Origin of the sequence: Nocardioides sp., from assembly GCF_041393715.1 — a bacterium.
Classification (GTDB): Bacteria; Actinomycetota; Actinomycetes; order Propionibacteriales; family Nocardioidaceae; genus Nocardioides.
Genome location: NZ_JAWKJQ010000005.1, coordinates 44,710 through 57,241, shown reverse-complemented (window position 1 = coordinate 57,241; position 12,532 = coordinate 44,710). Strand labels below are relative to the sequence as shown.

The window sequence follows — 12,532 nt, the reverse complement described above, 5'->3', positions numbered from 1 at the left end:
AAGCACGTCGGTCACGCGGCCAGGGACCCGACCGGGAGGTCGACGCCGAGCTCCACGCGAAGCTGACCGAGCACCCGGGCGATGATCCGGGAGACCTGCATCTGGGTCACCCCGATGTGCTCCCCCACCTCGCGCTGGGTGAGCCCCTCGGCGAACCGGAGCCGCAGCACGAGGCGGTCACGCGGCGCCAGGCGGGCGATCAACGGCTCGAGCATGTGGCGCGCCTCGCAGCGTTCGAAGGCGCTGTCCTCACCCACCAGCCGGTCACCCAGCGACGGGCCCGCGTCGCCCTGGGGGTCGACCGGGCGGTCGAGCGAGTCGGGGCTGTAGCAGGCGTTGACGGCGAGGGCCTCCGTCACGGTGGCCTCGTCGAGCTCCAGGTCGCGGACGTAGTCGGCGGCCCGAGGGTCGCGTCCGTGCTGCAGGGCGAACTCCGCGGCGTACGGCGTCATCCGCAGCTGCGCCTCCTGGACGCGGCGCGGCGGCCGCACCACCCACCCGTGGTCACGGAACCAGCGGCGCACCTCACCGCGGATCGTGGGAACGGCATAGCTCAGGAAGTCATGACCGCGGTCCGGCCGGAAGGACCGGGCGGCCTTGACCAGCGCGAGCCGAGCGACCTGCTCGAGGTCGTCGGCGGAGGTGCCGCGACGGCGGTAGCGGCGGGCGATGGCGTCGGCGACGCCGAGGTTGGCCAGCACGACCTCGTCGGTGAGCCTCGCTCGCTCACTCGGGTCGTCGGTGGCGGCGATCCGGTCGAAGAGGTCGGCGGTCAGCTCCGAGCGACGCTCGGAACCGGCGGAGGGAGAAGTGGTGACAGGGACAATCGACACAGGCATGACACGTCCTCGAAAGAGGGTCCGTGTGCAGCCGACTGTGTGACCACGGGTGGACTCGGTGAGCAAGTATTCACCTGCGGGCCGGGTTTGGCAAGGGCGCCACGGAGAGGCCGGCGCGTCGCGCAGCGCTCAGTCGTGGGTCGCGGGCGGTGCGGGGAGCGCGTCGACCGCCTCGGCGACCGTCTCGAACACCGTGAAGAGCTCGCCCAGGTTGGTCAGCGCGAGCACCTCCCTGACCTGCTCCACCGCACCGACGAGGACCACGTCCCCGCCGCGCTCCTGGGCCATCCGGCGCGCCCTGACCAGGGCTCCCAGTCCGCTGGAGTCGATGAACTCGACCAGGTTGAGATCGACCACGACGTGCGGGGAGAGCTGAGCGATGGCGTACTCGAACTCCGTGACCAGGTCGGGCACCACGGCCAGGTCGATCTCGCCGGTCAGCGCGACCAGTGCCTGGCCCGAGGCCAGCAGCTCCAAGCGCGTCCCTGCGCCCTCGGGGGTCGTGGTCATCCGTTCCTGCTCCTGTGCTCGCCGGGTGGTGCTCATGCTGCCGCCTGCGTGAAACGCCGACCCCCTAGCCGGTGGACCCGATTCTAGAGGTACGGCGACCGCGGCGGGCACCGGTCCTGACGACGGGGTTTGGCCGTCGGAGAAGTGGGCACCCCTGCGCTAGCAGATCCCGCACGACATGATGATCGACACCGAGAACCGCCGAACCGAGGCCACCCCGACCTACCCTGAGTCCAGCGATGAGCGAAAGCACACGATGACTGCCGCACGGTTTCCCGACACCGCTCCGGGACGGGTCCTGCTCGCCACGGCCCTGCGCTGGCACGTCGACAGCCTCGCGGCCAGCCGCGCACACACGAGGGCGGCCGCGACCGAGCTCGGGCTCGAGCCGCGGACCCAGCGGGCGTGTGCGCTGGCTGCCAGCGAGCTGGTGTCCAACGCCCTCGAGCACGGCAGCCCACCTCTGGAGCTGCGGCTGCTCGAGATCGCGAGCGGTCTCCGGCTCGAGGTCGAGGACGCCTCGCCCAAGCCCCCGACCGAGCTGCACGTGCCCGCCACGGCGGCGAGCGGTCGCGGCCTGTCCATCGTGGGTGCGGTGTCGACGCGGTGGGGGCACTACTCGACCGGCTCCGGCAAGTGCGTCTGGTGCGACATCGTGGCCTCCGACTGACCCGAGGTCTCGCCCGGCACGGTGACGACGAGGAGGGCGATGTCGTCGCCGATGTGCTCCGGGGCGAGGGCCATGAGTGCGTCGGCCGTCGCCTCCGCCCCGCCGTGCGGCGTCGCCAAGGCATCGCGCAGGGCGGTGAGGCCGCGCGCGAGGGGTTGGTCACGGCGCTCGACCAGCCCGTCGGTGAACAGCGCGATGACCGAGCCGGCCGGGAGCGGCAGGACGCTCTGGGAGCGTGCCGGAACGCCGAGCCCGATGGGCGGTGACCCGCCCTCCTCCACGAGCGCGACCTCTCCCGAGGCCTCGGCGAGCGCCAGCGGCAGGTGACCCGCCCGGGCCAGGGTCAGGCAGCAGGTCGCCGTGTCGACGACGGCGTAGAGGACGGTCGCGACCATCCCCGGCCCGGCCTCCGCCTCGATCTCGTCCAGGCGCCGCAGCACCACGGCCGGCGTCGGGTCGACCGCCGCCAGGGCGCGGATGCCGGCCCGCAGCCGCCCCATGGTCGCCGCGGCGCCGAGGCCCTTGCCGACCACGTCGCCCACGACCAGCGCCACCCGTCCGTCGGGCAGCTGCCAGCAGTCCGCCCAGTCGCCCCCCACCTGTGTCCCCACGGTGGCCGGCACGTAGCGGAACGCGATCCCCAGACCGCCCAGATCCGTCGGGACCGCGGGCGTCAGCGCCGCCTGGAGCGTCAGCGCCGCATCCCGGTCTCGCTCGGCCATCTGCGCGCGGACCAAGGCCTGGCCCACCTGCTCGGCCACACCGGTCATCAGCTCCCGGTCGGCCGGGCCCCACGGGCGGTCGCCGGCGGCCACCACGACCAGCGAGCCGACCGGCTCGCCGGACACGTGCAGCGGCAGCCCGGCCGCCGCGCCACCCCCGACCAGTCCCCGCGCCGCGGCCTCCTCGCCGGTCTCGGCCCACCAGGCGGCAGGCTCGTCCGCGATCCGCCGGTGCACGTCTGCCCAGTCGACTGCCCCGGTCGGCGCGCTCACGACCTGGACCGACCCGTCGACGACACCGGCCAGCGAGGCCTGGTCCACGCCCGCCAGGGAGACCAGGGTCGCCTCGGCCTCGCGCACCACGTCGGCGACCCGCCGACAGCGCCCCAGCCGCTGGGCGTTCGCGAGCAGCAGGTCCGTGACCGCGACCATGCCCTGGATCTCGCGGTCCCGGAACCCCAGCTCCACCTCGGAGTAGCGCTCCACCCGGCCCAGCTCGCGCACCACGGTGACGATGCAGCCGATCGCCAGCAGGCCGAACGTCGTCAGCCGCATCGACAGGCTCGACCACCACATCGCGTCGTAGCGCTCCGCCGCCACCGCGTTGAGCACCAGCTCGAGCACGCTGACCAGGAGGGCGACGCCGATCCAGGCCCGCAGCGGGGTCGTGGGGCTGCCCGTCGCCCGGCTCCAGGCCAGCAGCGCCGCCAGGCCGACCACGGCGAGGCCCAGCTCGGCTCCGACCAGCAGGTCGGTGTAGCCCTCACGCGCCGGCGTCAGCAGCTGCGGTAGCGGCACCAGGTTGGTGGCCACCAGCGCGGCCAGGACCACGCCGGCGAGCGACACCGGCCAGGCGGCCCACGACGGCAGCCGTGCCGCGGCGGCCAGGGCGGCGCCGTAGAGCGCGAGATGGAAGAGCAGGTAGAGCGCGGCGTTCCCGTTGGAGCTGGTGCCGAGGGCTCCCCCGCCGGGTGACACCGTGGGCAGCGAGAGCACCTGGAGCACCATGGCCACCAGGCTGACCGCGAGCCCACCCGCGAACCAGCCGAGCATCGGGTCGTGGTCGCGGTGCGCGCGGGCGGCGAGGATGGGCAGCGCGGCGGCGGCGCCGGTCGGCGACCAGGAGAAGAAGACCACCGAGAACGACGGGGACGGCACGTCGGTGGCGAGCAGCCCGAGCAGCACCAGACCGGCCGCCAGCACGGCCACGCCGAGGCCGGCGACCAGGTTGAACGAGGCCGCCGCCAGAGGCTGTCGTTGGCGCACCTCGCGCACGCTCAACAGACCTCGGCTCGCCATAGAGGCAGTGTGGTCAGACCCCGCACCAGGCTCGCCACACCCCTGGGGGTGGGACGTCGGCCCCTGGGGAGGGCTACTCACGCCCGACCGGCGCCGGCACCGGCGGGTCCTCGGCCCGGGCCTCGTTGACCCAGCCCTCGGGATCGAAGAGCCGGCGGTAGATCTGCGCGGCCCAGCGGCGCTGCACCTCCCCGAGCTCGGGTGGCGCGAGCCGACGCAGCCGGCCGGGCGGGCGCCCGTCGCGGGTGTCCGCGCCGGCCCGTCCGGACGCGCGTCGCCGAGCCCGCGCCTTGCCGGGCAGGTGGAGCCGGGGAGAGACCAGGCCCCGGACACCGTGCCGGTCGTCGCGCGCGCCGGCGTACCAGTCGTCGAGCGCGTCGGCACACGCGACCATGGCGTCGAACAGCTCGACCGGGTCCTCCGGCACCTCGTCGGGCCGGCACCCGAGGTGCTCGGACACCAGCGACCGCAGCAGCACCCGGGCGAAGGCGTCCTCCGGGGCCGGGCGGTCGTCGTCACCCCGGTCGTCGACGGCGACGCAGGCGATCTCGCTGTCGTTGGTCCAGGATCGGCGGTTGAGGTTGTCCGAGCCGATGCTGGCCCAGCGGTGGTCGATGATGCAGGTCTTGGAGTGGACGTAGACCGGCATGCCCTGCTCGTTGGTCAGCCCGAACACGGCCACCCGGTCACCGCCGGCCTCGATCATCGGCGCCATCGCCAGGCTGCGGCCGTAGAGCTGCGGGGGCTCCCCCACCGGGCCACCCTCGTCGGGCACCAGGGGGAGGATGACCACCACCCGGAGCTCGGGGTTGGCACGCAGCGCGGAGGCGAAGTGCTCCCCCACCTCCGACGACCAGAGGTACTGGTCCTCCACATAGACCAGGCGGTCGGCCTGGGTGATGGCCTTGAGGTTGCCCATCATCACCGAGCGCTCGCCTTCGGGCGCGAAGTCGTAGCCGTGGGGCAGGATCTCGGGGAAGGTGCGCAGGATCTGCACGGTGTCGTGGCCATCGGTCCGCGGGGGTGGTGGCCACTGCTCACCGAGCGGGCCGGGCACCAGCTGCTCGGACTGCAGCAGGCTGGACAGCAGCCGCCCGGGGTTCAGCGTCAGCGGGGTGCTGTCCTCCCAGCGCTCGCGGAAGGTGGTCTCGACGTCGTGCACGGCGGGCCCCTGGATGGCCACCTGGACGTCGTGCCAGGCCGGTCGGGGACCGTAGGCCGGGGCCATCGGCAGCGGCTGCGGGTCGCCGAGGTGCTGCTCGTCGTCGCGGCGGCTGTAGCACAGGTCGATGCCGCCGAGGAACGCGATGTCTCGCGTCGGGTCGTCGGCGTGCCGCAGGACCACGAACTTCTGGTGGTGGGCACCGAACGTGCGGACGCGCATGTCGCGGAGGCACTCGCCGCCGGCCTCGTCGATCTCCTCGCCCAGGAACCGGTGGCCACGGCTGCTGAAGCCCAACCGCTGCCAGTGTGAGCGCCACAGCAGGCCGCGGACGTCGACCCCGCGCCGGGACGCCGCCGTGAGGGTGGCCGTGAGCGTGGACCCGGGGTCGTCGGTCAGCTGCTCGTCGGGGTCGCCCCGCCAGTCGGCGAAGTAGAGGCGGTCGCCCGGGCCCAGCGCGCCGATGCGCTCGTGGAGCTCCGCGAAGTAGCCTCGCCCGTGGATCAGGGCGCGCAGCCTGTTGCCCTCGCTCCAGGCCTCCCCGTCGGGGTGCCGCTGGTCGATGCGGGTGTGGGGGTTGCCGCGCTCACTCGCGGTGAGGAACCAGTCGGAGACCGCCACGGGTCCGTATCCTGCCACGGGCATGATCACCCGAGAATGGGGAACTCCAGGACCATGCAACCGGCCCAGACCGCGCGCCTGCGCAGGCTCTCCGCGGCGGCCGCCTACGCCGTGGTCGTGGGCCTGGTCGTGACGGTGCTGGCCTACCTGGTGCGGTCGAAGTTCGACCCCTTGGTGCGCTTCGACGAGGCGCGCATCCTGAGCGCGACGTCCTTCACCCGCGACCACCCGCGCTTCCTCGACGCGCTGTTGTTCTGGCAGGCGATCAGCCAGCCGTTGGCGGCCTACCTGGTGGTGGCCGTCCCCGCATGCCTCTGGGTCTGGCTGCGCAAACACCTCACCACCCGCGCCTGGTGGGCGTTCCTGACCATGATGGTCGGCTGGATGCTGGCGCTCGGCCTGAAGGCGCTGGTCCAGCGTGCGCGACCGGTGGTCGACGACCCGGTGTCCCAGTCCGCCGGCTACTCCTTCCCGTCGGGGCACGCCACCAACGCCGCCATCATCGCCACCGCGCTGACGCTGCTGTTCTGGCCGCTCCTGTCCCGCGCGGGGCGCCGGGCCGCCATCGCGGCAAGCGTGCTCTGGGTGACCATCACGTGCCTCGACCGGGTGTTCCTCGGCGTGCACTACCCCACCGACGTGATCGGCGGGGTGCTGCTCGGCTGCGGCCTGGTGCTGGCGTCGTACGCCGGCTACGTGGGGTGGACACCGCGCTCGCCGGAGCCGTCCGGGGACCACCCCGACCCCACCGTCGACCGGAGGGCCGACCCCAGTCCCACCGAGACCCCCCCGAGAGGCACTGACATGGGCTTCCTCACCCGCTATGACGACGACCCGACCGCCCCTCGCGTGCGCGATGCCGCGCGCGACGCGCTGGTGCGCGCCATCCTCCCCGCGGTCGGGCTCTGGCTGGTCATCGTCGCCTTCGGCTGGATGCTCGTCGACGGCCCGCTCCAGGGCCTCGCCAAGGCCGAGGAGAAGGTCAACGACCGGGTCGCGGCCGGCCGCACGCCGACCTGGAACACCCTCACGGAGTACTTCTCGCTGATCGGCAGCACCATGGTGATCATCGCCGTCGCCGTGATCGTGTCCGCGGCCGTCTGGTGGGCGACCAAGCGCTGGTGGATGGCCGTCGTGCCGCTGCTGGCGATCTTCATGCAGTCGATCGTGTTCGGCACCGCCTCGGTGGTGGTCGGCCGCGACCGTCCCACCGTCAAGATGCTGGACAGCTCACCGCCGACGACGAGCTATCCCAGTGGGCACGAGAGCGCCTCGACCGCGCTGTACGTCTCGTTCCTCCTGCTCTCGCTACGCGTCCGCAACCCGGCGCTGCGCTGGACGCTCGTCGGGCTCTGCTCGCTGATGCCGATCCTGGTGTTCTACGGGCGGCTCTACCGCGGCATGCACCATCTGACCGACCTGGCCGCCGGGATCACCAACGGCGTCGTCTGTGCCCTGCTGGCGTGGAACTACCTGCGCCGCGAGCCCCGCTCCGCGTCGCAGACCGACGCCGACGCCGCGGTCCACACCCGCGCGTAGCGGCCGGACAGCCGGCCCGCCGCGCGCGGCGGTTGGCCACTCGTTCGACCAAAGGACACCCCGCCACACACCACCTCAGACCCGGGCGTAGCGGGCCCGGGCGAAGCTGTAGACGCCGAACGCCGCGATGCCGAGCGCGACCAGCAGCAGCAGGACGGTGCCCGCGGGGGCGTCGCGCAGGGTCCGCAGGGCTCCGTCGAGGCCGGTGGCCTTGCCCGACCTGTGCTGGACGGCGGCCACGACGAACAGGAAGCCGACGACGCCGAGTGCGACGCCCTTCGCGATGTAGCCGACCCGGCCGGCGACCGTGGCGAAGCGACCGGGGTGCTCCTTCAGGTCCTCCATGAACTTCTTCGTCCACCCCTTGTAGACGTGGTAGCCACCGATGGCGACGATGCCGGCGCCGACCGCTCCGACCAGGAGCTGCCCGCCGGGCGCGTTCATCAGCGTCGCGGTGAAGTCCTTGGTGGTCTTGCTGGAGCTCGAGTGCCCCCCGGAGGCGAAGGTGAACGCGGTCCAGCCGAGGGCACCGTAGGCCACTGCCTTCGCGGCCGCCTTGACCCGGTCACCGGTCTCGTGGCGCAGGACGGCCTCGGTGATCTCCCAGACGACCAGCAGCGTGAACGCCGCGACGGCGACCCACAGCAGCACCTGTCCGTACGACTCCTTGGCCAGGGTGGCCAGGGCGCCGGACTGGTCGGCGTTCTGGCCGCCACCACTGCCCAGGGCGACCTGCGCGGCGATCCAGGCGATCAGCAGATGGATCAGGCCGTTGGCGGCGTAGCCGAGCCGAGCCCCCCACTCGACGACGGCGGAGTCGTTGGCGCGGTCCGCGGCCCGGCGGACGTCAGGGTTCATGGTCATGAGGATGGGGTACCCCATCCCCGTCGTTCCACCCCTTCGACCGGACCCACGGAGACCCCATGCGCACCGTCGTGATCGTGAACCCCACCAAGGTCGAGGACCTCGACGCGGTGCGCCGCACCCTGGCGGCGAGCGCGGCGGCCTGTGGTCACGAGGAGCCCACCATGGTGGAGACCACCGAGGACGACCCCGGCTTCGGGCAGACCCGCCAGGCGCTGCGGGCCGGAGCCACCCTGGTGTGCCCCCTGGGCGGGGACGGCACGGTGCGCGCGGTCGCCCAGGAGCTCGTGGGCGCCGAGGCCGCGCTCGGGCTGCTGCCCGGGGGCACCGGCAACCTGCTCGCCCGGAACGTGGGCGCCCCGGTGTCGGACCTGGGCGAGGCGTTCGAGGTCGCGCTCACGGGATCGGAGCGCAGGATCGACGTGGGCTGGCTGGTGGTGGACCCCGACGAGGGCCAGCGCGGCCCCGGGGTGCCGGAGCCGGCCGCCAACGTGCACTGCTTCACCGTGATGGCCGGGCTCGGGTTCGACGCGCAGATCATGGACGACGCACCGGAGGGCGTGAAGGACAAGGTCGGGTGGGCGGCGTACGTCGCCAGCGGCGGACGCCATCTGCTCGACGACGGGTTCGACCTCGAGCTGGTTCTCGACGGGGCGACGCACGAGCACGAGGCGGCGCGGACGGTCGTGGTCGGCAACTGCGGCGAGCTGACCGGTGGCATGGTGCTGCTGCCCGACGCGGCGATCGACGACGGCGTGCTCGACGTCGCGGTGCTGACCCCGACCGGCATCACCGACTGGCTCGGCGTCGCGGCCCGGGTGCTGACCCGTCGAGACGGCGACGGCCCCAGCCTCGAGCGACACCGCGCCCGCGAGCTGAGCCTGCGTGTCTCACCCCCGCAGCAGACGGAGGTCGACGGCGACGTGCTGACGAGGGCCGCGGAGCTCCGGCTGGTGGTCCAGCCCGACTGCCTCATCGTGCGGGTCCCTGCGGAGTCCTGACGCCGACCTCAGTCCACCACCACGAGGTCGGGCCGTCGCCCGAGGAACGCGGCGTAGCGACCGGCGGCGTCCTCGAGGAGATCCAGCTCGCCCGGGTGCGGCGTGCGCCATGGCCGCACCTCGAACCGGGCCGTCGCCGCGGTCACCGAGCGCCTCATCTCACCGAGGATCTGGGAACCGACGATCGCCATCCCGACGAAGCGTTCGGGGCCCCGAGCCTGCAGATCTGCCAGGTCCAGGAGGTCGCGAGAGTCCTGGTAGCCGCGGTAGTACTCCTCGAGGATCTGCAGCAGGTGGGCGCGCGGCTGGCCGGCCGGCGGTGGTCCGTCGCCGGCGAGGTGCCAGTAGGTCCGGCCGGCGACCTCGACGGTGGCCAGCGCGCCGCCGGCCGACGCCAGCGCCTGGCGGGCGACGGTGAGCGACTGATGGGACCAGTAGGCCAGGTCGCGGTCGGTCGCCGGCCCGTGTCCGGTGAGGTAGCGCACGGCCAGCTCGGCGAGCGCCTCGTCGCCGGCCAGGTCGCGGCCAGCCACGACCCGGTCGGCGTACGCCGCATAGGTGTGCTCGCCGGCCGCCCGCGGGCCGCTGCACACCAGAGCCTCCACCTCCGCGGCGGCCGCGAGGACCATCAGCCCGAAGCCGGTGAGTCGCTCCCCCTGCTCCGCGAGCCGCTCGCCGAGCTCGGTGCGGGTGAGCGGGCCGCCGGCCACCGCGGCGGCGACCTGGTCGAGCAGCCGGGTGCGTCGTCGGCCCTCGATACCGGCCGTCCGCAGCTGGCGGTCATAGCTCGGCAGCACCCGCGGACGGGTCAGGTCGAGCAGCCAGCCCAGGTCGGCCGGACACACGTAGTGCCAGGTGAGCCGGAGGGCATGGGTGCGCAGGAACTCGCCGGCGTCCAGCGCTCCGAGGACGGCCTCCTCGTCGGCCGCACCGCAGCGGGTGCCGACCGCCCAGGCGACCTGCGAGGGGTTCTCGGCCTGGAAGGCCAGCATCCTGCCGACCACCGCCGTGGCATCGGCCTCCGGGGCCCCCTCGAGCCGCTGGGCGGCCAGCCGCCACCGGGACAGGTCGGCCGGGCTCACGGGCGGGTGAGCCCGCGCTCGACGACCTCGAGCATGCCCTGGAGCGCCGCGTCCCGCAGCTCGGGAGGGAGTCCTGTGAGCGGACCGGTGAGACAGAGCACCGAGAAGCCGTGGACGGCGGCCCAGCAGCCCAGGTCAGCGCCGAGCCGGCGCTCCGGCGGCATCGCGCCCACCTCGACCAGGTCGTCGAGGCACTGGCCGAGCAGCTGGTAGGGGCCGACCTCGGCCATCTCGGCGCTGGGGTCGGGCCGGTGGTCGTCGTCGCCGGCAGGGAGCTCGGCGAACGCGACGGCGAACAGGCCCGGCTCGGCGAGGGCGAACTCGACGTAGGCGCGACCGACCTCGTGCAGCCGGCGTACGGCCAGCCGGGCGGTGTCGGGCTCGTCGAGCTCGTCAAGGCGCCGGCGCATGTGCTCCTCGAGCTTCTCGGCGGCCACCGAGGCGATCTCCCCGAGCAGCTCGTCGCGGTCGGCGAAGTGGCGATAGGCCGCGTTGTGGGAGACCCCCGCGCGCCGGGCGACCTCGCGCAGCACCACGCCCTCGGGACCCTGGGCACGGGCCAGCTCGACGCCGGTCTCGATCAGCGTCGACCGCAGGTTGCCGTGGTGGTAGGGCCGCACGCAGGGAAGTATAGAGACCGGATGTTGACAGCGGTCACATTCCGTGTCACGGTATGTGGACAGTGTCCACATAGGCGCCGCCACCGCGGCCCACCGCCATCTTGGGAGACTCCATGAACCGCAAGCTGCCGATCCTGCTGACGGTCTGTGCGGCCGTGCTCGCGATCAACCTCGACACCACCATCGTCAACGTCGCGCTGCCGAGCATCGCGCGCGACCTGGACGCCGGCACCCGCGCCCTGCAGTGGATCGTCGACGGCTACAACCTCGCCTTCGCCGCCCTCGTGCTGGCCGCGGGCAGCCTCTCCGACCGCTTCGGTCGCCGGCCCGCCCTGATCCTCGGCCTGCTCGGCTTCGCCGCCGCCAGCGCCGTGGGTGCCCTGGTGACCTCCCCCGAGGCACTGGTGGCTGCCCGCGTGGCGATGGGGACGTTCGCAGCGGTGATCTTCCCGACCACGCTGTCGATCATCAGCAACACCTACCGCGATCGTCGGGAGCGCGCGGCGGCCCTGGGCGTGTGGGGCGCGGTGGTCGGCATCGGCGTCGCGGCCGGACCGGTGACGGGAGGCTTCCTGCTCGAGCACTTCGCCTGGGGAAGCGTCTTCTGGGCGCTGGTGCCGCTGGCCCTCCTCACCGCCGCGGCCGCCTACGTCGTCGTCCCGGAGTCGCGCGACCCCTCGGTGCCGGCCCTCGACCGGCGGGGGCTGACGCTCTCGGTCCTGGCGCTGGCCACGCTGACCTACACCATCATCGAGGCCCCGGCCCACGGCTGGTCCTCGGCCCACACCCTCGGCGGCTTCGCCGTCGCGGCCACGCTGCTGGTCGCCTTCGTGGTCACCGAGCGCACGGTCGCCCACCCGATGCTCGACGTGTCGCTGTTCCGCGACCGCCGGTTCAGCGCGGCCAGCGGCGCGGTGACGGTGACCTTCTTCGCGCTGTTCGGGTTCATCTTCGTGATCACCCAGTACATGCAGTTCGTCCGCGGGTGGGGCGCGCTGTCGACGGGCATGCGCATCCTCCCGGTGGCCGTGAGCATCGCGGTGGCGTCGGTCGTCGGCGCGTTGCTGGCCCCCCGGATCGGCACCAAGCTCGTGGTCACGACCGGTCTGCTGCTGTTCGGCGCGGCCTTCCTCTGGATGTCGACCGACGCCGTGGACTCGTCGTACGCCGCCGTGATCGTGCCCCAGATGGTGCTCATGGGACTGGGCATGGGGCTGATCAGCACACCGGCGACCGAGTCGATCCTGCTGGTCCTTCCCCCCTCGCGCGCCGGCGTGGGGTCGGCGGTCAACGATGCCACCCGCGAGCTCGGCGGCACGCTGGGCGTGGCCGTCGTCGGGTCGGTCTTCTCCAGCGTCTTCGCCGACCGTCTCGCGTCGTCGTCGTACGCCGGCCTGCCGGGCGACCTGCTGGGCCGAGCGCAGGACTCCGTGGCCGTGGCGACCGGCGTGGCGACCGTCGACCCGCGGCTCGCACCCGACTTCCACGACGCGTTCATGGCCGGCCTGCAGGCCACCACCACCATGGTCGGGCTGCTCTGCCTCGTGGGCGCGGTCGTCGCGGCCATCGCCCTGCCCGGGCGCCGGCACGTGGCCCCGGTGGA

At 73.2% G+C, this 12,532-nt stretch carries 10 protein-coding genes and 1 pseudogene; 4 read left to right on the top strand and 7 right to left on the bottom strand.

Annotated elements, in window-relative coordinates:
- Positions 1 to 11 precede the first annotated feature (11 nt).
- Together R2740_RS09170 and R2740_RS09165 are read right to left on the bottom strand one after the other, a co-directional pair.
- Positions 12 to 839, bottom strand: a complete 828-nt coding sequence (locus tag R2740_RS09170; RefSeq protein ID WP_371302382.1) for a sigma-70 family RNA polymerase sigma factor — start codon at positions 837 to 839, stop codon at positions 12 to 14.
- A 129-nt stretch (positions 840 to 968) separates the two neighbouring features.
- On the bottom strand, positions 969 to 1,349 hold the full coding sequence (locus R2740_RS09165) for an STAS domain-containing protein (RefSeq protein ID WP_371302381.1): 381 nt from the start codon (positions 1,347 to 1,349) through the stop codon (positions 969 to 971).
- A gap of 256 nt (positions 1,350 to 1,605) precedes the next feature.
- Here R2740_RS09165 and R2740_RS09160 point away from each other — a divergent pair, with 256 nt between their 5' ends.
- Complete coding sequence (locus R2740_RS09160; protein WP_371302380.1) at positions 1,606 to 2,019, top strand: ATP-binding protein; 414 nt, start codon at positions 1,606 to 1,608, stop codon at positions 2,017 to 2,019.
- Here the strand turns inward: R2740_RS09160 and R2740_RS09155 are convergent.
- On the bottom strand, positions 1,965 to 4,040 hold the full coding sequence (locus tag R2740_RS09155; protein ID WP_371302379.1) for a PP2C family protein-serine/threonine phosphatase: 2,076 nt from the start codon (positions 4,038 to 4,040) through the stop codon (positions 1,965 to 1,967). The genes R2740_RS09160 and R2740_RS09155 overlap by 55 nt on opposite strands.
- 73 nt (positions 4,041 to 4,113) lie before the next feature.
- Positions 4,114 to 5,823: a phospholipase D family protein gene (locus R2740_RS09150; RefSeq protein WP_371302378.1), complete on the bottom strand. Its 1,710-nt coding sequence runs from the start codon at positions 5,821 to 5,823 to the stop codon at positions 4,114 to 4,116.
- Positions 5,824 to 5,877: 54 nt separating this feature from the next.
- Between R2740_RS09150 and R2740_RS09145 the strand changes: the two genes are divergently transcribed.
- Positions 5,878 to 7,362, top strand: a complete 1,485-nt coding sequence (locus tag R2740_RS09145) for a phosphatase PAP2 family protein (RefSeq protein WP_371302377.1) — start codon at positions 5,878 to 5,880, stop codon at positions 7,360 to 7,362.
- A gap of 75 nt (positions 7,363 to 7,437) precedes the next feature.
- On the opposite strand, the gene R2740_RS09140 is transcribed toward R2740_RS09145, so the two are convergent.
- Positions 7,438 to 8,220 (bottom strand): DUF1206 domain-containing protein, encoded by a 783-nt coding sequence (locus R2740_RS09140; protein ID WP_371302376.1) that lies wholly within the window; start codon positions 8,218 to 8,220, stop codon positions 7,438 to 7,440.
- 65 nt (positions 8,221 to 8,285) lie between these two features.
- Here R2740_RS09140 and R2740_RS09135 point away from each other — a divergent pair, with 65 nt between their 5' ends.
- Positions 8,286 to 9,227: a diacylglycerol kinase family protein gene (locus R2740_RS09135; protein ID WP_371302375.1), complete on the top strand. Its 942-nt coding sequence runs from the start codon at positions 8,286 to 8,288 to the stop codon at positions 9,225 to 9,227.
- Between the two features lie 8 nt (positions 9,228 to 9,235).
- On the opposite strand, the gene R2740_RS09130 is transcribed toward R2740_RS09135, so the two are convergent.
- The gene (locus R2740_RS09130) at positions 9,236 to 10,309 is read right to left on the bottom strand and encodes a winged helix DNA-binding domain-containing protein (protein ID WP_371302374.1); all 1,074 of its coding nucleotides are present in this window, start codon (positions 10,307 to 10,309) and stop codon (positions 9,236 to 9,238) included.
- Positions 10,306 to 10,929: a TetR/AcrR family transcriptional regulator gene (locus R2740_RS09125; RefSeq protein ID WP_371302373.1), complete on the bottom strand. Its 624-nt coding sequence runs from the start codon at positions 10,927 to 10,929 to the stop codon at positions 10,306 to 10,308. The genes R2740_RS09130 and R2740_RS09125 overlap by 4 nt, the downstream gene beginning before the upstream one ends.
- Before the next feature lie 113 nt (positions 10,930 to 11,042).
- Here R2740_RS09125 and R2740_RS09120 point away from each other — a divergent pair.
- Positions 11,043 to 12,476: pseudogene (locus R2740_RS09120) on the top strand (MFS transporter); the annotation flags it as partial.
- Positions 12,477 to 12,532 lie beyond the last annotated feature (56 nt).

Bases quoted from the DNA above. Each gene is read 5' to 3' on its own strand.
- R2740_RS09135 (WP_371302375.1), top strand. From the start codon at position 8,286: ATGCGCACCGTCGTGATCGTGAACCCCACCAAGGTCGAGGACCTCGAC.
- R2740_RS09145 (WP_371302377.1), top strand. From the start codon at position 5,878: ATGCAACCGGCCCAGACCGCGCGCCTGCGCAGGCTCTCCGCGGCGGCC.
- R2740_RS09160 (WP_371302380.1), top strand. From the start codon at position 1,606: ATGACTGCCGCACGGTTTCCCGACACCGCTCCGGGACGGGTCCTGCTC.
- R2740_RS09165 (WP_371302381.1), bottom strand. From the start codon at position 1,349: ATGACCACGACCCCCGAGGGCGCAGGGACGCGCTTGGAGCTGCTGGCC.
- R2740_RS09140 (WP_371302376.1), bottom strand. From the start codon at position 8,220: ATGAACCCTGACGTCCGCCGGGCCGCGGACCGCGCCAACGACTCCGCC.
- R2740_RS09170 (WP_371302382.1), bottom strand. From the start codon at position 839: ATGCCTGTGTCGATTGTCCCTGTCACCACTTCTCCCTCCGCCGGTTCC.
- R2740_RS09155 (WP_371302379.1), bottom strand. From the start codon at position 4,040: ATGGCGAGCCGAGGTCTGTTGAGCGTGCGCGAGGTGCGCCAACGACAG.